This window comes from Pseudomonas sp. MF6396 (genome assembly GCF_002018915.1).
Classification (GTDB): domain Bacteria; phylum Pseudomonadota; class Gammaproteobacteria; order Pseudomonadales; family Pseudomonadaceae; genus Aquipseudomonas; species Aquipseudomonas palmensis.
Genome location: NZ_MVOK01000026.1, coordinates 1 through 20440, shown reverse-complemented (window position 1 = coordinate 20440; position 20440 = coordinate 1). Strand labels below are relative to the sequence as shown.

The 20440-nt window shown below is 66.1% G+C and carries 16 protein-coding genes; 7 read left to right on the top strand and 9 right to left on the bottom strand.

Annotated features, from left to right (window positions below):
- Window positions 1–72: 72 nt before the first annotated feature.
- Genes MF6396_RS22185 through MF6396_RS22170 form a run of 4 tightly spaced genes read right to left on the bottom strand, consistent with a single transcriptional unit; the run spans window position 73 to window position 3275 of the window.
- Window positions 73–750 (bottom strand): metallophosphoesterase family protein, encoded by a 678-nt coding sequence (locus MF6396_RS22185; RefSeq protein WP_043861653.1) that lies wholly within the window; start codon window positions 748–750, stop codon window positions 73–75.
- Window positions 731–1708, bottom strand: coding sequence for an ATP-grasp domain-containing protein (locus tag MF6396_RS22180; RefSeq protein WP_054915926.1), 978 nt, complete (start codon window positions 1706–1708; stop codon window positions 731–733). Before MF6396_RS22180 ends, MF6396_RS22185 begins: the two co-directional genes overlap by 20 nt.
- Window positions 1705–2589, bottom strand: coding sequence for an NAD-dependent epimerase/dehydratase family protein (locus MF6396_RS22175; RefSeq protein WP_161493043.1), 885 nt, complete (start codon window positions 2587–2589; stop codon window positions 1705–1707). Before MF6396_RS22175 ends, MF6396_RS22180 begins: the two co-directional genes overlap by 4 nt.
- On the bottom strand, window positions 2586–3275 hold the full coding sequence (locus tag MF6396_RS22170; RefSeq protein WP_078481593.1) for a WbqC family protein: 690 nt from the start codon (window positions 3273–3275) through the stop codon (window positions 2586–2588). The genes MF6396_RS22175 and MF6396_RS22170 overlap by 4 nt, the downstream gene beginning before the upstream one ends.
- 134 nt (window positions 3276–3409) lie before the next feature.
- Here MF6396_RS22170 and MF6396_RS22165 point away from each other — a divergent pair, with 134 nt between their 5' ends.
- From MF6396_RS22165 to MF6396_RS22150, 4 genes are all read left to right on the top strand, one after another.
- Entirely contained in the window at window positions 3410–6295 is a 2886-nt protein-coding gene (locus MF6396_RS22165; RefSeq protein WP_078481592.1) for an aminotransferase, read from the top strand.
- A gap of 198 nt (window positions 6296–6493) precedes the next feature.
- Window positions 6494–7372, top strand: coding sequence for an N-carbamoylputrescine amidase (gene aguB / locus MF6396_RS22160; protein ID WP_043861659.1), 879 nt, complete (start codon window positions 6494–6496; stop codon window positions 7370–7372).
- A gap of 2 nt (window positions 7373–7374) precedes the next feature.
- Window positions 7375–8481, top strand: coding sequence for an agmatine deiminase (gene aguA / locus MF6396_RS22155; RefSeq protein ID WP_078481590.1), 1107 nt, complete (start codon window positions 7375–7377; stop codon window positions 8479–8481).
- Between the two features lie 184 nt (window positions 8482–8665).
- Window positions 8666–8866 (top strand): hypothetical protein, encoded by a 201-nt coding sequence (locus tag MF6396_RS22150; RefSeq protein ID WP_078481589.1) that lies wholly within the window; start codon window positions 8666–8668, stop codon window positions 8864–8866.
- 92 nt (window positions 8867–8958) lie between these two features.
- On the opposite strand, the gene MF6396_RS22145 is transcribed toward MF6396_RS22150, so the two are convergent.
- A complete protein-coding gene (locus MF6396_RS22145) occupies window positions 8959–11049 on the bottom strand; it encodes a TonB-dependent receptor (protein WP_078481587.1) in 2091 nt (696 codons plus the stop codon).
- A gap of 395 nt (window positions 11050–11444) precedes the next feature.
- On the opposite strand from MF6396_RS22145, the gene MF6396_RS22140 reads away from it, so the two are divergent.
- Entirely contained in the window at window positions 11445–12734 is a 1290-nt protein-coding gene (locus MF6396_RS22140) for an OprD family porin (RefSeq protein WP_043861662.1), read from the top strand.
- Between the two features lie 27 nt (window positions 12735–12761).
- On the opposite strand, the gene MF6396_RS22135 is transcribed toward MF6396_RS22140, so the two are convergent.
- The gene (locus MF6396_RS22135; protein ID WP_078481585.1) at window positions 12762–14429 is read right to left on the bottom strand and encodes an FMN-binding glutamate synthase family protein; all 1668 of its coding nucleotides are present in this window, start codon (window positions 14427–14429) and stop codon (window positions 12762–12764) included.
- A 114-nt stretch (window positions 14430–14543) separates the two neighbouring features.
- Window positions 14544–15434: a LysR family transcriptional regulator gene (locus MF6396_RS22130; protein ID WP_078481583.1), complete on the bottom strand. Its 891-nt coding sequence runs from the start codon at window positions 15432–15434 to the stop codon at window positions 14544–14546.
- Between the two features lie 97 nt (window positions 15435–15531).
- On the opposite strand from MF6396_RS22130, the gene MF6396_RS22125 reads away from it, so the two are divergent.
- Together MF6396_RS22125 and MF6396_RS22120 are read left to right on the top strand one after the other, a co-directional pair.
- Complete coding sequence (locus MF6396_RS22125) at window positions 15532–16704, top strand: MFS transporter (RefSeq protein ID WP_078481582.1); 1173 nt, start codon at window positions 15532–15534, stop codon at window positions 16702–16704.
- Between the two features lie 127 nt (window positions 16705–16831).
- Window positions 16832–18010, top strand: a complete 1179-nt coding sequence (locus MF6396_RS22120; protein ID WP_078481580.1) for an MFS transporter — start codon at window positions 16832–16834, stop codon at window positions 18008–18010.
- Here MF6396_RS22120 and MF6396_RS22115 read toward each other — a convergent pair.
- Window positions 18004–19158: a lysozyme inhibitor LprI family protein gene (locus tag MF6396_RS22115; protein WP_078481578.1), complete on the bottom strand. Its 1155-nt coding sequence runs from the start codon at window positions 19156–19158 to the stop codon at window positions 18004–18006. The two genes, MF6396_RS22120 and MF6396_RS22115, sit on opposite strands and share 7 nt — an antisense overlap.
- Before the next feature lie 10 nt (window positions 19159–19168).
- Window positions 19169–20365 carry a lysozyme inhibitor LprI family protein gene (locus MF6396_RS22110; RefSeq protein WP_153046107.1) on the bottom strand — a complete coding sequence of 399 codons (1197 nt, stop codon included), beginning with the start codon at window positions 20363–20365 and terminating at the stop codon, window positions 19169–19171.
- Window positions 20366–20440: the final 75 nt, after the last annotated feature.

Below are 20440 nucleotides of genomic sequence, written 5' to 3'. Positions count from 1 at the left end.
GCCAGGCGCCGGCCGGTGCAAGGGCAACGCAGCGCTGGCCGACGTCAGGCTATCGGCCGAATGCCCGCGTAGTTAATAGTGGCTGATCCTGCCGCCGATCTGCGCGCCGAGGGGCAGGTTGTCGGAAAAGTACGCGGTGAACCCGGCGTCGCTCATCGCCTGCTGCATGCGCGGGATGTCGTAGGCCACACGGTGCAGGGTGAACTGGCCGGCGTGCCAGGTGGCGAAGGCCGCACGCGGGTCGCCGTCGCGTGGCTGGCCGACCGAGCCGGGGTTGCAGTAGACCTTGCCGCGGCCCTGCCAGAGCATCTGCACATGGGTGTGGCCCGAGGCGAAGTGCGTGCCGGGCAGCGCCTCGAAATACGCCTGCGAGGGGCGCAGGTACTCTTCGATGGGGTCGTTCCAGCCGCCGTGCACCAGCTCGATGCCGTGTTGCCGGCCGCGTGCGGGCAATGCCGCGAGCCATGCCGCGTTGGCGGCCGTGAGGATGCCCTTCTGGTAGTCCAGGCAGGCGTTGGCACTGTTGGAGCGTGGGCAGGGCGTGTTGCTCGACAGGTACCAGTCGTGGTTGCCCATCAGGCTGAAGATGCCGCGTTCGCGCAGCGCGTCGCAGCACTCGTTGATCTGGCAGTAGTACCCGGCCGTGTCGCCCAGGCAGATGATCTGCGACACGCCCAGGCGCTCCAGCTCGTCGAGCACCGCCGAGAGTGCGACGAAGTTGCCGTGGATATCAGAAATGATCCCGATCATGGACCACGAGCTCCTCGATGTAGCGCACCGCGAACCCCGGTCGGATCTCGGGGGTGGGGGGCGCCTTGCGGTTCAGGAAGAAGTCCAGGCACATGGCCGCCTCGTTGTAGCCGAAGGCCCGGCGCATGGAGCTGGTGGAGGAGATACGCGGGTTGATCTCCAGCAGTTTCCAGCTGCCGTCGGCATCGCGGCGAAACTGCAGGTTGGTCGGGCCCACGGGCCTGAAGTGTGCACACAGGCGCGCCACCACTTCATCCAGCGAAGCCTCCTGGCGCACCCAGGCCTTGGCGGTGGAACCGTCGGCGGCCAGCTTGCGCTGCAGGGTGATCGACCCGAAGCTGCCGCCTTCGCCATCGCCGAACACCGCCACGGTGAACTCCTGCTCGGCGCTGCCGATGATCGGTTGGGCCATCAGCACCTCGCCCAGCAGGTGCGCATGGGGTTCGAAGTCGCTGGCGCTTTGTACCCACACCAGGCCCTTGGAGGCATAACTGCGACGTGGCTTGAGCAGGAAGGGCAGGCCCAGGGTCCGGACCAGCTCGGCGAAACTGCCCGACAGGTAGCTGGGGATTCGCGCCGGCTCGTCGGCGGCGGCCAGCGCCTGGTCCATCGCCCACTTGTCGCGGGACAGATCGATCAGCGCTCGGCTGTTGAGCACCACGCCACAGCCCAGTTGCGCCACCTGTTCACGGTGGTCCGAGAACCAGTGCAGGTCCTGCTCGATGCCAGGTATCACCAGGTCGACCGCGTGCTGCCTGACCACCCGTTCGAGCCACGCCGGGTAGTCGGCGCTGGCGGTCAGGGGCGCCTGCGCGAAGGCGTCGCACCAGGCCCTGCCGGCAGCATCGTCGTAGATATCGGTGCCTACCAGCACCACGGCCGGGTCGCTGGCACGCAACGACTTGAGCAGGCCGTAGCCCATGATGGCGCCCACGCCGGTAACCATGACCGTGCTCATGCCGTGCGCTCCCGATGCTGTCGGATCATTTCGAAACCCTGGTGGATATTCACCTGCGGCATGAAGTCGATGGCGGCGTGCAACGCCGGGTCGAGCAGCTGCGCTGGCAGGTCGGGCACATCCGGCTTGTCGCGCAGAAAGCGCACCTGGCCCTGCTGGCCGAAGGCGGACAACGCGGCCTGGGCGATTTCGCTCAGTGCAGGGCTGTCGGGGTGGACACAGTTGAACAGCCCGGTGGTCGTGGTGGCGGCCACACGGGTGCAGATCTGCACCAGGTCGTCCAGGTGCAGGTAGTTGCGCCGCGCGTCGTTGTTGCCGAACAGGCTGATGTCGTTGCCGGCCTGGGCCTGGTCGGCGAAGGCATACAGCAGCGGCTGATGGGTGCGGCAGGCACCGGCGGCGTCATACACCTGGCTGGGGCGCAGGATGGTCAGGGCGATGCCGTGCGCGCTGCAGAACAGGCTGGCGAGCTCCTCGGAGTGGCGTTTGGACAGCGAGTAGATGCTGTAGTGAGGGTCGCCCGGGACGTGGCTGGCAAACACCGACGAAATCAGTATCAGGTGCCTGGCCTCGCTGCGTTGTGCCAGTTGGCAGGCGGCCAGCGTGCCGACCGCGTTGACCTGCTCGGCGCGGATCAGGTCGTCGATGCCGGGGCCGCCAAAGTCGGCGGCGGCCAGTACCACCACGTCGAACGGCGGCACGCTGGCGGGTACGCGGTCGGGCTGGCTCAGGTCGAAGAACACGTCGGCATCACGCCGCCCTGCGGTCTGCACCGGGCCCAGTTGCGCCAGGCCGTGGGCGATGGCCTGGCCGATCACGGAGGTGCTGCCGATGACCAGGCTGCCGAGAGGTGGACGTGGGGTGGAAATGTCGCGAGTCATCGTGGGGCATACCTCATGTAGTGCGCGGCGCGGGGCCCGCAGTTGAACAGCAGGTCGAGAATGCTGACCGCGTGACTGAATTCGCCCCATTGCTGTGGATAGGTCGGATAGCCGTCATAGTCGAACCAGCTGAGCTCGATGGCGCTGTCGGCGAACTGTTGTTCATCAAGGTAGTCCCTGGCTGCCGGCCCGGACACATAGTGCGTGGCTCCGGCCTGCTGGCACAGATCGACCAGACGTTCGGTCTTGCCTTCGCCCAGGGTGTAGTCCCACGAGCGGGTGATGCGCGTGGTGATGCCCAGGTAGTCGCACACGGCCTGTATCAGCAGCACGTTGAGCTCGCTCAGGTTGCGGTGCTGGCAGTCCAGGTACAGCGGTTGCAGCCATGCGGCCACTTCGTGCCAGCAAGGCGCCTTGGCGTAGTTGGCCACCAGGCTCTTCCAGTGCTTGGCCTGCCAGTTGCCCGGGGCCAGCTCGACGTCGCGGATGCGCCGGTTGATGTTCTGCCCGGTCGGGATGGTCAGCCACTCCAGGCCGTTGGGGGTCTTGATGCGGTTGCGGTTGCGCCAGTCGTTCTTGGTGTACTGCATGTCGTCGTAGACGATGAACTCGTCCACGGCCGCAATCAGGTCGAAGTACCCCTTCCAGGGAATGTAGTTGGATTGGAGGATGGCAACCTGCTTCAAGCGTCTGTCCCGGGGTTGGAGGGCGAAATCGACGGCGGGTCAGAATACGTTCAATTCTTTCTCTTCGTCACTCCCCTTGCTTATCGGCAGCAGCGGTGGCGATATAAGCGACAAAAAAAATCGAGGCCTTCTCCATGTCGCTGAACACCCTCATTCACCGCGCCAGCCTGCCATGCCCCGATCTCGACCCGGCCCAGGCGGCGCAGCTGCTGCAGGCGCATTACGGGCTTCAAGGCACGCTGCAGCCGCTGGGCAGCCAGCAGGACCTGAACTTTCGCGTCGATACGCCCCACGGGCGCTTCGTGCTCAAGGTCTGCCATGGCGACTATGCGCAGCAGGAGCTTGAAGCCCAGCATGCGGCGCTGGAGCACCTGCACCGTCAGGGTGTGCCGGTACCGGCCGTTCGTCGTGCCAACGGTGGCGAGCCGTTGCTGGCACTGACGATCGACGGCCAGCCGGTGCGCGCCCGGGTGCTCACCTACATCGAGGGCCAGACCCTGACCCGCCTGCCGTACATGGCGCCGCGCCTGATGCACGAGCTGGGGGCGCTGTGTGCACGGGTCGACCTGGCGCTGGCGGACTTCACCCACCCCGGGCTGGAGCGCACCCTGCAATGGGACCCGCGCCATGCCCAGGCGGTGATCGCCCACCTGCTCCCGGTGCTGGCCGACGGGCCGCGCAAGGTGCGGGTGCAGGCCATTGCCGAGCAGGCCCGCGTGGCGCTAGAGCCGTTGCTGGCGCAGCTGCCGATGCAGGCGGTGCACCTGGACATTACCGATGACAACGCCGTGTGGCAGCGCGATGGCGCACGCGAGTGGCAGTTGCAGGGGGTGATCGATTTCGGCGACCTGCTGCACACCTGGCGCATCGCCGACCTGTCGGTGACCTGCGCGGCGCTGCTGCATCATGTCGACGGCGACCCGCTGCGCATCCTGCCGGCCATCGCTGCCTACCATGCGCTCAACCCGCTGCACGAGGCCGAGCTGCGAGCGCTATGGCCGATGATCGTGGCGCGAGCGGCGGTGCTGGTGCTCAGTGGCGAGCAGCAGGTGGGCGTCGACCCCGGCAACAGCTACAGCCGCGACAACCTGGCCCATGAGTGGGAGATCTTCGAGGTGGCAGCCGGTGTGCCGTTTGCATTGATGGAGGCGGCGATCATGCAACTGGCCGGCCTTGCGCCCGCGCCGCTGCCGGCCACGGGCACGCTGCTGCCGGGGTTGCGCGACCAGACTGTGGTGCGGGTCGATCTTGGCGTGCTGAGCGACCACTTCAGCGCCGGCAACTGGGAGCAGCCCGGCATCGACCAGCACCTGCTGCGTACCTATGCGGCCCCGGCCAGCACGTTGTATGCCCAGTACCGCCTGTCGCAGACCCATATCGACAACCCGCTGGAACCGCACACCTGTGCGCTGCACGTGGAGCTGCACCTGCCCGTGGACAGTGCGCTGGTGGCGCCGTTTGCCGGCACCTGGCGCCACGGCGAGCAGGGCTGGGCGTGCCTTGAAGGTGACGCCTCCAGCCTGTGGCTGCGCGGGGTGGTGCAAAGCCCCGCATCGGGCGCGGTCATCGCCCAGGGCGAGCCGCTGGGGCACGCCACCGAGCTCGAGGTGCAGCTGTGCCGCGTGGCCGGCCTGCAACCGCCGAACTTCGTCGCGCCTTCGCGCGCGCTGGCGTGGCAGGCGCTGTGCCCTTCGCCGGCTGCGCTGCTGGGCTTTGACTGCGACGCCGCGCCACTGCCCGACCCGCATGCCCTGCTGGCGCGTCGCGACGCCAGCTTCGCGCGCTCGCAGAAGCACTACTACCAGCAGCCGCCACATATCGAGCGCGGCTGGCGCAACTACCTGATCGACATGCAGGGGCGCTCGTACCTGGACATGCTCAACAACGTCGCGGTGCTGGGCCATGGGCACCCGCGCATGGTGAGCGAGTCGGCGCGCCAGTGGTCGCTGCTCAACACCAACTCGCGCTTTCACTATGCGGCCATCGCCGAGTTTTCCGAGCGCCTGCTGGCGCTGGCGCCGCCGGAAATGGACCGGGTGTTCCTGGTCAACAGCGGCACCGAGGCCAACGACCTGGCGATCCGCCTGGCGTGGGCGGCCAGCGGTGGGCGCGACATGCTCAGCGTGCTGGAGGCGTACCACGGCTGGTCGGTGGCCACCGATGCCATCTCGACCTCCATCGCCGACAACCCGCAGGCATTGAGCACCCGGCCCGACTGGGTGCACCCGGTGACCGCACCGAACACCTACCGCGGCAAGTACCGTGGGCAGGACACCACCGCCGACTATGTGCGCGATGTCGACGAACGCCTGGCCGAGATCGGTGAGCGTCAGCTGGCGGGGTTCATCTGCGAGCCGGTGTACGGCAATGCCGGTGGCATCCCGTTGCCGGCGGGGTATCTGCAGCAGGTGTATGCCAGGGTGCGCGCGCGGGGCGGGGTATGCATCGCCGACGAGGTGCAGGTGGGCTATGGGCGGCTGGGCGAGTACTTCTGGGGCTTCGAGCAGCAGGGTGTGGTGCCGGACATCATCACCATGGCCAAGGGCATGGGCAACGGCCAGCCGCTGGGCGCGGTGATCACCCGGCGCGAGATCGCCGAGGCGCTGGAGGCCGAGGGTTACTTCTTCTCGTCGGCCGGTGGCAGCCCGGTGAGCTGCCGTATCGGCATGGCAGTGCTGGACGTGATGGAAGAGGAGGGCCTGTGGGACAACGCGCGCGAGGTGGGTGGGTACTTCAAGGCGCGTCTGCAGGCGCTTGTCGATAAGTATCCGCTGGCGGGTGCGGTGCATGGGTCGGGGTTCTACCTGGGCCTGGAGCTGGTGCGCAATGCCGTCAGCCTGGAGCCGGCCACCGAAGAGACGGCGGCGTTGTGCGAGCGTCTGCGCGAGCTGGGCATCTTCATGCAGCCGACCGGTGACTACCTGAACATCCTCAAGATCAAGCCGCCCATGTGCACTACGCGGACGAGCGTGGATTTCTTTGTGGACAGTGTGGAGCGGGTGTTGACGCAGGGGGTGTAGCGGCGGAGTCGGGAGGGCGCTGTCCTGCATTCGCTGGCTTGCCAGCGAAGCAGTCAACGAACCCTCCCTTGCGTCGATTAATATCGATTAATAATCGGGCGAACCTGAGAGATTTAATTATTTTTGGCTTTTAAAGCCGATATTTATCGGCTATAAAGTGCTCATCGTCTTCCCTTGTACCTTCCCAAGGAGGTTCCCATGAGCCGTACCGTCACCGTCGCCGCCACCCAGATGGCTTGTTCCTGGGACCGCCAGGCAAATCTCGCCACCGCCGAAAAACTGGTGCGCGAAGCCGCCGCCAAGGGCGCGCAGATCATCCTGATCCAGGAACTGTTCGAAACCCCGTACTTCTGCCAGAAGCCCAACGCCGACTACCTGCAACTGGCTACGCCCACCGAAACCAACGCCGCCATCGCGCACTTCCAGACGCTCGCCAGGGAGCTGCAGGTGGTGCTGCCCATCAGCTACTACGAGCTGGCCGGCCGCGCCCGCTTCAACAGCATCGCGATCATCGACGCCGACGGCAGCAACCTGGGCGTGTACCGCAAGAGCCACATCCCCGACGGCCCCGGCTACCACGAGAAGTACTACTTCAACCCCGGCGACACCGGCTTCAAGGTGTGGCAGACCCGCTACGCCAAGATCGGCGTGGGCATCTGCTGGGACCAGTGGTTCCCCGAGTGCGCCCGCAGCATGGCGCTGCTGGGCGCGGAGATTTTGTTCTACCCCACCGCCATCGGCAGCGAACCGCACGATGCCAATATCCTCTCCCGCGAGCACTGGCAGCGTGTGCAGCAGGGGCACGCCGGCGCCAACCTGATGCCGCTGGTGGCCAGCAACCGCATCGGCCGCGAAGAACAGGACGGCTACGCCATCACCTTCTACGGCTCGTCGTTCATCGCCAACCAGTTCGGCGAAAAGGTCGAGGAACTGGACCAGACCGAAGAGGGCGTGCTGGTGCACAGCTTTGACCTGGACAAACTGGAACACGTGCGCAGCGCCTGGGGCACCTTCCGTGACCGCCGTCCGAACCTGTATGGTGCGATCAAAACCCTCGACGGTTCACTGGAATCCTGACCATGAAGACCCTGAACACTACCCCGCGCGCCGACGGCTTCCACATGCCTGCCGAGTGGGCACCGCAAACCCAGGTATGGATGCTGTGGCCCGAGCGCCCGGACAACTGGCGCCTGGGCGGCAAGCCGGCCCAGGCCGCCCACGTGGCGGTGGCCAAGGCCATCGCGGGTTTCGAGCCGGTCACCGTGGGTGTGTCGGCCGGCCAGTACGAAAACGCCAGTGCGCAACTGGACATGCCCAACATCCGTGTGGTGGAAATCAGCAACGACGATGCCTGGGTGCGTGACACCGGCCCGACCTTCGTGATCAACGACAGCGGCGAAGTGCGCGGCGTGCACTGGGGCTTCAACAGCTGGGGCGGCTTCGAGGGCGGCCTGTACGCGCCGTGGAACCGCGACGAACAGGTGGCGGCCAAGGTGCTGGAAATGGAGCGCTGCCAGCGTTACCGCACCGAGGGCTTCGTGCTCGAAGGCGGCTCGATTCACGTGGATGGGGAAGGCACCCTGATCACCACCGAGGAGTGTCTGCTCAACCACAACCGCAACCCGCACCTGAATCGCGAGCAGATCGAGGCGATCCTGCGCGATCAACTGGCGGTGGACACCATCGTGTGGCTGCCCGAGGGCCTGTACAACGACGAAACCGACGGGCATGTGGACAACTTCTGTTGTTACGTTCGCCCGGGCGAAGTGTTACTGGCCTGGACCGATGATTCGCAAGACCCCAACTACGCACGCTGCCGCGCCGCCCTGGCGGTGCTGCAAAGCCAGCGCGATGCCAAGGGCCGTGAATTCGTGGTGCACAAGATGCCGATCCCGGGCCCGTTGTACGCTACCGAAGAGGAGTGCGCCGGGGTCGATCTGGTGGCCGGCAGCCAGGAGCGCAACCCGTCGGTACGCCTGGCCGGTTCCTACGTGAACTTCCTGATCGTCAACGGCGGGATCATCGCGCCGAGCTTCGACGACCCCGCCGATGCCGAGGCCAGAGCGGTCCTGGCGCGTCTGTTCCCCGATCACGAAGTGGTCATGGTGCCGGGCCGCGAGCTGTTGCTGGGCGGTGGCAACATCCATTGCCTGACCCAGCAGCAACCCGCCCCTGCCAAGCGCTGAGAGCGGCCTGGCAAATCAAGCCCGTCATCGACGGGCTTTTTTTTGCCTGCGCGATGGCCGGCGACGCAACTGGCACACCTCTTGTATTCGTTTTGCCTTGTATTTCAAGCAAGTACGACGGCGCAGTTCTGTCACAAAGTTTGATTAAGGTAGCCGCTCACACTTCTGGGGAGTACGTGTGGAAATGAATGCGACAAGTGAACCGGTTTCGCACCCGTCGGTGGTGAACCTCGAGGCGCTTGAGGCAGTGGCGCAGTGGTTGAAACACCATGGAACCCTCCGGGTCAGGAAGACCGATCCACGACGTGCACTGGTGGAACGTTATCCACAGGGGTTGATCACCGAGGCAGAGCTCGATGCGCTGCTGGGGGTGTGCTACCGCTGAAACACAAAAGGCCATGTTGGGCCCTTCGCCGGCAAGGCCGGCTCCTACAGGCCACTTGCACCCTGTAGGAGCCGGCCTTGCCGGCGAAGCACTTAGAAGTTGTAGGTACCCGTCACCACCAGGCTGCGCGGATCACCGAACTGGATCTGCCCGGCACTGGTCGCCGAACTGTAGTAGGTCTTGTCGGCAATGTTGCTCAGCGCCGCGCGCACATCCCAATCCTGCGTGCGCCAGCCGACCAGCGCGTCCCAGCTGCCATACCCCGGCAGCACGATGGTGTTCCTGGTATCGGCATAACGCTGCCCCACCAGTGTCACACCCGTTTCGGCGTACCAGCCCATTTCCGGTTTCCAGGTGACGAACAGGCTGGCGTTGCGCCGCGCCACGTCGTTGATGCGGTTGCCGGCATTGCCTTCGGTGTCCTCGACGATGGTGGCGTCCTGCAGGCCGATGCCCCCGCGCACATACCAGTTGCCTCCCAGCTTGCCGGTGGCGGTCAGTTCGACCCCGCGCGAGCGCTGCAGGCCGGTGAGGATGTAGCGGTCGGCGTTGTCCGGGTCGCGGCTGCGGCGGTCGTACAGCTCCAGCTCGTACACCGCCAGGGTGGTGCTCAGGCGCTCGTCCAGCCACTCGCTCTTGACCCCGATCTCCTTCTGCCGGGTATGTTCAGGCCCGGTTTCGTTGGCGTTGCCCGCCGCCCCCGGGGTGATGCCGATCAGGCCGCCGCCCACCGGCGAAAAGGTCTTGCTCCACGAGGCATAGAAAGCGTGGTCCCTGAGCGGCGTCCACACCACGCCCAGGCGCGGGCTGGTGCTGTTGCTCTGCTGCTTTTCGCTCAGGCCGCTGACCTTGCTGGTGGTGTCCACCTCGAACCGGTCATGGCGCAGGCCCACGAGCAGTTGCCACTGATCGTTCAGGCGGACCTGGTCCTGCACATACAGGCCACGGCTGTGCACGTCTGTATGGTTGTTGCTGGACACCGCCAGCACGCCATTGTGTTGCTGGCCGCGGTCCGGGTTGAACAGGTCGACGCCCGGCACGCCCTTGCCGCTGCGCAGCAGCGAGTGACGGCGCTGCTCGCCCAGTTCGAGCCCCGTGAGCAGGGTGTGCTCCAGGCCGAAGGTCGACACGTTGCCTTCGATTTCCACGGTGTTGAACAGGTTGCGCGTGTTCAGGTCCTGCTGCCAGCGCTGGCGCCCGACCAGGCCGGTGCTGGCGTTGTAGCCGGTGAGGTAGGTGTTGTCGAAGTCGCTGTCGAGCTGGAACAGGCCCAGGGTATGGCGCAGTTGCCAGGCATCGTTGAGCTGGTAGTTCAGGCGCGAGCGCAGCGACTGCGCGGTGTCGTCGATGTAGTCGCGCTGCGGGTCGCCATAGGTGGTGCTGCGGCTGACATCCACCGGGCGACCGGTGCGCGGATCGCCGGGGATACCGCGGTCGGGCGTGCGGTTGTAGCGGCTGTATTCGTACTGCACCAGCCAGTTCAGGTCCGGGCTGAGCTGCCAGCTCATCGAAGGCGCGAACAGCTGGCGGCTGCCGTCGATGCCGTGGCGGAAGCTGTTGTTGTCGCGGTTGCCCATGTTCAGGCGCAGGCTGAGGGTGTCGCTGGGGTCGGCACTGAGGTCGGCATACAGGCTGCGCAGGTCGTCGCTGCCGCCCTGGGCCTCGATGCTGGAGCGTCGGCCGGCTTCGGGCGCCTTGCTCACGCGGTTGATGATACCGCCCTGGCTGCCGCGGCCGTACAGCACCGCCGCCGGCCCCTTGAGCACCTCGATCCGTTCGATGTTGTACAGGTCGCGCACGTACTGGCTGTCGTCGCGGATGCCGTCCAGGTAGAAGTCGTTGCTGGCGTCGAAGCCTCGGATGCGCAGGCTGTCGAAGCGGGTGTCGGCGCTGTTGCTGACGTTGGGGATGCCGCTCAGGGCCTTGCCCAGGTCATGGGTGCCGTAGTCGTGCACGCTGGCAGTCTTGATCGAATCGATGGCCTGGGGCACGTAGCGCGCCGGGGTGGAGGTGCGGGTGGCGGTGGTCACTTCCTTGACCCGGGGGTCATCCCGGTCGCTGTCGGCGGTTACCGACAGCTCGGGCAACGTGGTGCTGGCAGCACACGCCAGGCTGGAGCTGAACAGGGCGCAAAGCCCCAGAGACACAGGGGAAAGACGGCAAGGGACAGGCGTGGCACGCATCGGCAAAGCTACTTGGTGATGAAAAGGGTGCGAATGGTAATGCTTTGCATTCCCAAATGTTAGCGCTATTTACGCACCTTTGTGGTGCGGTCGTATCCAGGTATTTCCACCCGGGCGCAACCGATTGCGGGTTGCCTTGTCTGCGCCGCTGAAGACGGCGTAATGGCCATATGACTTGTCGTTTTCACGAATTTTTGACATGGCCTTGTACGCACGGCTAGGATCGGACCCAACGCCTGTAGGCCCATCGGCCAAGAGTCCCAAGAAAAGGCCCGCTGCACCCTTGTTGCAGGCGGGCTTTTTGTTTGCAGACCCGTGAGCGTCAACCCACGCAGGGGGCGTGGTTCCTGGCGTTGGTCGCAGAGCGTAAAACACTCCGAAATAAGGAAAATAACATGTTGAAAACACGGATCAGTCTGATCGCGCTGGGGCTTATGGCGGCGACTCAGGCAATGGCCAACGACCAGGCCGCGTCGAACGGTTTCCAGGAAGACAGCAAGGCCAGCGTTCTGCTGCGCAACGCGTTCATCAATCGTGACAAGAAGCATGGCAGCAGTGACCAGTCCGAGTGGGGCCAGGCCTTCATCGGCAAGTTCTCGTCGGGCTTCACCCAGGGCACCGTGGGCGTGGGCGTCGATGCCTTCGGCCTGTACGCCATCCGTCTGGACGGCGGCAAGGGTCGTAACGGCGGCGCCGGTATCGACTTCTTCAAGCCAAGCGATACCGAACCGAGCAACTCCCCGCACAACCTGGCGCGTGCCGGTGCTGCGATCAAGTTCCGCGTCTCCAATACCGTACTGGCATACGGCGACCAGATGCCGACCCTGCCAGTGCTGAACTATGACGACGGCCGCCTGCTGCCAGAGAGCTTCACTGGCACATCGATCACCTCCAAGGAGATCAAGGGCCTGGAACTGAACGCCGGTCGCTACACCCAGGAAGCGCGCAAGAGCGCCGAAGGTCGCGATAGCGGTGGTCTGAAGTCGATCAACGTGTTCGGCGGCAAGTACCAGTTCACCGAGAATTTCACCGGTGCGCTGTACACCTCCGACGTCGAAGACGTACTGAAGAAGCACTACCTGGGCCTGAACTACGTCCACGCCATCTCCGACGACCAGTCGCTGACCCTGGATTTCAACGGCTACAAGTCGGACATCGACAAGAAGTACGTCAACCGTGCAGGCTTGACCGGTGACCGCAACACCATCTGGAGCCTGGCGGCCACCTACGCCTTTGGCCCGCACTCGATCACCCTGGCGCACCAGCGCAACACCGGCGACACCGGCTACCAGTACGGCTGGTACCAGAACCGCCGCGGCGTGGGTGACGGTGGTTCGACCATCTTCCTGGCCAACTCCTACTGGTCCGACTTCAACGCCGAAGACGAGCGTTCGTGGCAGATCGGCTACGGCCTGGACTTCAGCGCCTTCGGCGTACCGGGTCTGACCTACAACTTTGCATACGTAGCGGGTGACAACATCAACACCCACGGCTTCGGCGAAGGCAAAGAGCGCGAAATCTTCAACCAGTTCAAGTACGTGGTTCAGGAAGGCCCTGCCAAGGACCTGTCCGTCAAACTGCGTAGCTCGTTCCTGCGTGGCACCAACAACCTCAACGCTATCGACTACACCGCAGACGGCAACGAAGTCCGCGTGTTCGTCGAGTACCCGATCAGCATCCTCTGATCGATTCGACCTTCAAACAACCCCGGCCTAGGCCGGGGTTGTTTGTTTTCGGCGTACCGCATTCGCCGGCGCCACGGGCGCATCCTGCAATTGCGGCGCGAAGCTGTCGCTGCGGGCCATCCGCCACATCCGTGCATAGAATTCGCTGTCGATCGAGCCGCTGAGCAATTCGCCGGGCTTGAGGAACACGTGCAACTGCGAAAACAGCCGGATCTCGCTGGCGCTGACGCGGCGCACCAGGTGCTTGGGCTTGAGTTCGCTTGGGTGCTCGAGGCCGGCGGCCGCGAGCATCTCGGCCAGCGCATGCAGGGTATTGCGATGAAAGCTGAACACCCGTTCGGCCTTGTCGGGCACCACCAGTGCACGCTGGCGCAACGGGTCCTGGGTGGCCACGCCGGTGGGGCACTGGTTGGTGTGGCAGCTTTGCGACTGGATGCAGCCGATGGCGAACATGAAGCCGCGCGCCGAGTTCACCCAGTCGGCGCCCAGGGCCAGCACGCCGGCGATGTCGAACGCGCTGACGATCTTGCCGGCGGCGCCGATGCGCACCTTGTGGCGCAGGTTCAGGCCCACCAGGGTGTTGTGCACGAACATCAGGCCCTCGCGCATGGGCACGCCGATGTTGTCGCTGAATTCGCGTGGCGCAGCACCGGTGCCTCCTTCCTTGCCGTCGACCACGATGAAGTCGGGCACGATCTGGGTGGCCAGCATGGCCTTGGCGATGCCCATGAACTCCCAGGGGTGGCCCAGGCAGAACTTGAAGCCCACCGGTTTGCCGCCGGACAGCTCGCGCAACTGCGCCACGAACTCGAGCAACCCTACCGGCGTGCTGAAGGCGCTGTGGGCGGCGGGCGAGATGCAGTCTTCGCCGGGCGCCACACCGCGCGTGGCGGCGATCTCGGCGCGCACCTTGTGCCCCGGCAGGATGCCGCCGTGGCCGGGCTTGGCGCCCTGGCTGAGCTTGATCTCGATCATCTTCACCTGCGGGTCGCGGGCCTGTTCGGCGAAGCGCTGCGGGTTGAAGCGGCCGTGGGCGTCGCGGCAGCCGAAATAGCCGCTGCCGATTTCCCAGATCAGGTCGCCGCCATGTTCGCGGTGGTAGGGGCTGATGCTGCCCTCGCCGGTGTCGTGGGCAAAACGGCCGAGGCTGGCGCCCTTGTTCAGCGCGCCGATGGCGTTGGCGCTGAGGGCGCCGAAGCTCATGGCCGAAATGTTGAAGATCGACGCCGAGTAAGGCTGGCGGCATTGCGGGCCGCCGATGGCGATGCGAAACGAGGCCGGGTCGGGGGTGTTGACCGGCAGCATCGAATGGCTGATGAACTCGAAGCCCGGGCGGTACACGTCATTGAGCGTGCCGAAGGCTTTCTCGGCGCTTTCGTTCTTGGCCCGTGCGTACACCAGCGAGCGCTGCGCGCGGGAGAAGGGCAGCTTGTCGTCGTCGCCTTCGAGCAGGTACTGGCGGATCTCGGGTCGGATGGTCTCGATCAGGTAGCGCAGGTTGCCCAGGATCGGGTAGTTGCGCCGCACTGCGTGCTGGCGCTGGCGCAGGTCGTTCAGGCCCACCAGCGAGAGCAGCGTGCCGATCAGGGTCAATGGCCAGAGCCAGGCGTGAGTGGCAAGAAACGGCAGGCTGGCCAGGCTGAACGTGAGGCACGCCGCCAGGCAGGCATAACGGCTGGGAAACGAGAGGCGCATGAATCTTCCGCTGATGATGTTTGTCGCGCCTAGGATAGGCAAAGCACCGCGGCGGAAAACCCGCGGTTTCGGTAAAACAGTTTTATCCGCGCCGTGCTTGCCAGGCGCCGGGGCTCATGGGCCCGGCTGGTTGATGATCGCCAGGAACGCCTCGGCCGCCCGCGAACGGCCGTGCCGGCGGCTGATGGCATGCAGCGCGATGTGTGCATCGGCATCGCTCAGCGGGCGGTAGCACACGCCCTTGCGTTCCAGCGCGCTGGTGCAGGCCGGCACCACCGCCACGCCCTGGCCGGCGGCGACCAGGGCGATGATGGTGGTGGTCTGCTGGCCGCTGGGGCCGCGGTGCAGCGCCAGGCCAGCGTTGGCGAACAGGGTCTCGATGGCCAGGTTGAGGCCGGTGCCGTGCTGCTCGGGGTAGAGGATCACCGGGCGCTGCTGCAACTGCGCCAGGCTGACCTGCGCCTGGTCACTGAGCGGGTCGCTGACCGGCAGCGCCAGCAGCAGGGGTTCGTGCTCCAGGGTGTCGGTGTGCAGGTTGTGCTCGGCGGGGGGCGGCAGGCGGCTCAGGCCGATGTCCAGGGTGCCGTCGCGCAGCTGCGCCCACTGGTTCATCGACGCCTGTTCGATCAGGTTCAACTGCACCTCGGGGAAGGCCTGGGCGAAGCGCTGGATGGCCTGGGTAAAGCGGTCGCTCAGGGCTACGGAGCTGGCATAGCCCAGGCTCAGGTGGCCGGCCATGCCGCTGGCGAGCCTGGCGGCCATGGTTTCGGCCAGCGCCAGTTGCTCGATCACGTTGCGTGCATAGGGCACGAAGGCCTGGCCCTGCACGGTGAGGCTGACGTTACGGCTGCTGCGCTCGAACAGGCTGAACCCCAGCTGGGCTTCCAGCGCCGAGATCTGCCGGGTCAGCGCGGGCTGGGCCAGGTGCAGGGCCTGGGCGGCGCGGCCGAAATGCAGGGCCTGGGCCACGGCCAGGAAATAGCGCAGTTTGCGGAGGTCGAGCATGGTGCACCTTGAGGTATCGATCGGTCCGAAATCGGTATTGGCCCGGGGCGAGTGGGGCGCCGTATAAAGGGCGCCACACACTTTAACGAGTTTTGCCATGCAGGCGCCTTCTTCGGCTGCGCGGGTCGCGATGTTGTTGTGCGGCTGCGCGGCGTTCCTCCCCTTGTACGCCACCCAGGGCATCCTCGCGCAACTGGCCCGGCAGTTTGCCGTGGACATTGGCCAGGTGAGCTGGAGCCTGACCATCACCACCCTGATGGTGGCGTTGACTGCGCCCTGGGTCGGCTGGCTGGCGCGGCGCTGGTCGCCGGTGACGCTGATCGTGGCGGCGGCGTTGCTGCTGGCCACCCCGGTGCTGCTGATGGCCACGGTGGGCAGCTTTGCCGAGCTGCTGCTGTGGCGGGCGGTGCAGGGCTTGCTGATACCGGTGATCTTCGCCTGCAGCGTGGCGCTGATTGGTGAGCGGTGGCAGGGCGCGAGCGTGACCGAGGTCACCAGCCTGTACGTGACCGGCACCATCCTGGGCGGCTTTGCCGGGCGCTTCGTGGTGGCGTGGGTGACCGAGTACTGGGGCTGGCGCGAAGCGTTCGAGGTGCTGGCGCTGGTGGTGCTGCTGATGGGGCTGGGGATTCGCTGGCTGCTGGTGCTCGAACCGATGCCGGCGAGCACGCGCAGGGCCAGTGCGCCACCACGGTTTGGCTGGCCATTGTGGTCGGCGTGCGCGGTGGGGTTCTGCGTGCTGTTTTCACAGGTGGCGTCGTTCACCTATGTGGGGCTGCACCTGAGCCGGGCGCCGTTCGGGCTGGGGGCGGCGGCGCTGGGGTCGATCTATGCGGTGTTTCTGCTGGCGCTGGTGGTCACGCCGATTGCCGGTCGCCTGGCCAGGGCTCGCCCGCCGTTGCACCTGCTGATGGTGGCGGGCGTTGTCGGCGCGGTGGGCATCGGCCTGACGCTTGTGCCCACGCTGTGGGTGATCGTGCTGGGGCTGGCGTTGAGCTCGACGGGGGTGTTCCTGGCGCAGGCGGCGGCCAACACTTTCATTGCGACCACGGCCGGCGCGAACAAGGCCGGGGCGATCGGGCGCTACCTGACCTGCTATTACCTGGGCGGGAGTGCCGGCGCGCTGTTGCCGGCGGTGCTGTGGCAGCAGTGGGGCTGGACCGGGTGCGTGGTGCTGATTCTGGGGTTTCAGGCGGTGTTCATGTTGATCGGGCGGGTGGGCTGGCGGGCCTCTTCGCCGGCAACGCCGGCTCCTACAGGGCCGCGCTGACCCTGTAGGAGCCGGCGTTGCCGGCGAAGGCGTTTGTCCAGCCGCTGCAGATCCCAACTCCGGTATATCCACAACTGCCACCGCCAATCCCCATGCTAAAACAGCCATACCCATCGGCGGACCCACCATGACAAAAACGACCACCCCGCATTTCGGCCTGCTGTGCCTGGCCGGCTACCTGCTGTCGCTGTCCTACGGCTCGACCTTTCTGCTCTCGCTGCTGGTCACTTCCCGAGGTGGCAATGAACAGGACGCCGGCAGCATCATCGCCATCGCCATGCTCAGCACCGTGATCGCCGTGCTCGGCAGCGGCCATCTCGCCGACTGGCTCGGCACCGCCCGCGCCATCGCGCAGTCGGCGCTGTGCCTGATCGGCGCCTGCCTGGGCTTTGCCCTGGTACCTGGCGTCGACTTCAGCCTGTGGCTGTGCGGCCTGCTGCTGGGCCTGGGCTGGGGCGCGTTCTACACCCTGGGCCCGATCCTGGTTGCCGCGCTGGTCGAGCCGGCCCGACGCACCCACTGCTTCGCGCTGCTGTCAGGCAGCATGATGAGTGGCATCGGCTCCGGCCCGCTGGCCGGCAAGCTCGCCTCGCTGCTGCACCTGCCACTGGAAACCGCGTTCTACACCGCCGCCCTGGCCGCCGCTGTGGGGATGCTGGTCTTCGCCTGGCTGGCCCGCCAGCACCCGGCACAGGCAGCCAGCGCCCGCATCAGCCGCCACGCCGGCATCCAGGTGCTGCGCTCGTCGGCGCGCTGGCCGATCCTGATGGTGGGCCTGGGCGGCGCGGTGTTCGGCGGGCTGGGCAGCTTTCAGACCACCTACGCGGCCAGTCGCGGGCTGGACTATTCGCTGTTCTTCGTCGGCTTCATGCTTGCCGCCATCGGCTGCCGGCTGCTGATCGCCGGCTGGGTGGTGCGGCATGACGCCTACCGCACCTCGTGCCTGCTGACCGGGCTGATGGTGCTGGCCGTCATCGCACTGGGCTGGTGGGTGCAGGACGCCCTCAGCTACCTGCTGGCGGCGGCGTTGCTGGGGGTGGGCTACGGGCTCAACTATTCGGTGATCAACGGCCTGGCGGCCAACGAAGCGCCCACCGGCTACACGCCGCAGGCACTGCTGCTGTTCAGCCTGGGGTACTTCATCGGCGTGTTCGGCTTCCCGCTGCTGGCCGGCACCCTGATCGTGCAGGGCGGCCCGCATGCGCTGCTGCTCAGCGTGCTGTGCGTGGCGCTGCTCAACTGGCTGGTGAGCGTAGGCCGGCTGCTCGGGCGTTGGCGGGCCCGAGCGTTGCCACAGGGTTACTGATCCGGGGCGATGGCGAACATCAGCTGGTTCTCCTGCACATACACCAGCGCTTCGCGGCCATTGATGTCCACCGGGCGGGCCGACACCGCCTCGTGCTCGGGCACGACCTTGGACAGCACCTTGTTCACCAGGTCGACCCGCCAGACGCAGGCCATGCCGCCACTGTTGTCGAAGTACAGCACCGGGCGGTGTTCGCTCCAGGTCGGGTTGACCAGGCTCCAGCCACTGGAGTCGGGCGCCATCACGCTCTCGTAGCCGCGCGAGTTGCCGTCGCTTTCGTAGGCCAGGCGCAACTGGTCGTTGGCCACGTTGAGGTCTTCGAGCACACGCGCCTTGGCAAAGCGCACGGTGTTGGAGCCGGCGTGATAGCCCTGGGTGGTCGGTTGCGGCGGCTGCTGGCTGCCCACGGCATACACCATCGACTGCTCCAGCTCGCCGTTGCTGCGCTGGCGGTAGTAGAACGCGCCGTCCTGCACCCCGGCGTAGCGCTCGCGCTGGTCGTTGAAGCCGCTGTGGGACCAGCCGGCAAAGCGTACGTTGCGCGCGATCACATACCAGCCGGGGTGATCGTCGGCGTATTCGAGCAGGGTACCGGAGGTGGCCCGCATCACGTGTTTGTCCTGCACGTAGGTGGGCCCGTCAGGGTCGCCGGAGACGTACACGAACGCGTGCAGTACGCCGTCCTTGACGGTCACATCGATCAGTTGCGCCACCGAGTCCTCGCTCATGCCGATGAACGGGGCCAAGGCAAAGCGCTGCCACGGCGCGTCCTCGACCTTTGCGTACACCTCGCCCTTGGGCAGAGGTGCGAGGCTGTCGGAGGCAACCGGCGCCGGTGCCGGTAAGGCGGTCAGCCGGCGGATCTGGCGGTCGTAGGCGCTCTCCAGGCACTCGGGGGTCTTGCACTGGTTACGCACGTTCTTCAGCCAGTCGGTTTCCAGCTCGCGGAATATCTTCTGCGCCTTGAGCGGGGTGTACAGCGCATTCAGCTGGTCGTCCTTGGCCGACAGCGAGGGCGTGTTGCAAATCGCGGTTTCCAGAATAGTGTTGGCCCTGCTGCAATCGAAACCGGCGGCCGAGGCCACCGGCGCGTGCAGGGCCAGGGCCAGCAAGGCGGGCAGGGTGAGCAGGCGGGTCACGGTGTGCATGGGGGTGTCCTTACAGGTCGGGCGACAGGGCGAACATCAACTGGTCGTGCTCGACGTACACGATCGCCTCACGGCCGTCGAGCTCCACCGCCAGCGGTTGCCCGGCCGTGTGTTCGGGCACGATCTTGGACAGCACCTTGCCGCTCAGGTCGACCCGCCAGATGCAGGCCATGGCGCCGCTGTTCTCGAAGTACAGCACCTGGCGGCGCTCGCTCCAGGCCAGGTTGGACAGGCTCCAGCCGCCGCTCTCGGGGTCGAGCACGGTTTCGCTGGCGGGGCGCGGCAGGGCGTGTTCGTAGTTCAGGCGCAGGTCGCTGTTCTCGTCGTTCATGTTGCCCAGCACCCTTGCCTTGGCAAAGCGCAGCGTGCGCGACTGGGCGTGGAACACCGTGGTGGTGGCCTGCGGCGGCTGGCGGCTGCCCAGGGTGTAGACCATGGCCTGCTGCAGCTCGCCCTCGGTGCGCTGGCGGTAGTAGAACGCGCCGTCCTGGATGCCGGCATAGCGTTCACCCTGGTCCATCAGCTCGCTGATGCGCCAGCCGGCAAAGCGCACGTCGCGGTCGATCACATGCAGGCCGGGGCGGTTGTCGGCGTATTCGAGCAGCACGCCCGAAGACGGCTGCACCGACCAGTTGTCCTGGTTGTAGCCGGGGCCGTCGGACGAATTTGCCACGTAGAGCAGTGCGAACAGCACGCCGTCCTTGATGCCCACATCGATCAGCTGGGCCAGCGAATCGGGGTACATGTCCGGGATAGCCGCCAGCGCAAAGCGCGGCCACGGCTCGTCCTGCAGGGTACGGTAGGCGCTGCCCTGGGGCAGCGGCACCGCGTCGCGCAGGCCGGGCACGGGCGGTGGCGGCAGCGCGGTCAGGTTGCGGATCTGCAGGTCGTAGGCGCGCTCAAGGCAGGTGGCGGTCTGGCAGCGGTCGCGCACCTCGTTTACCCAACGGGTTTCCAGTTCGCGATAGATGCGCCGGGTCATCAGTGGCTTGTACAGCGCGTTGAGCTGGTCGTCCTTGGCCGACAGCGTTGGCGTGTCGCACACCGACTTTTCAATGAGGGTGCGTGCCTTGCTGCAATCGAAGCCGGCGGCGACGGCGGCCGGAGTGTGCAGGGCAAGGGCGAGCAGGGTGCTGGAAGCCAGCAGGGTGAACAGGCGGGCGGCGGGGGTCCTGTCTCTTATTCTCCTCTTCCCCTCCCCTCTCATTCCCTCCTTTTTCTCTCTCTTCTCTCCTTTCTTTCTCACTCTACCCACCTCCTACCTTCCACCTCCCCCTCTCTC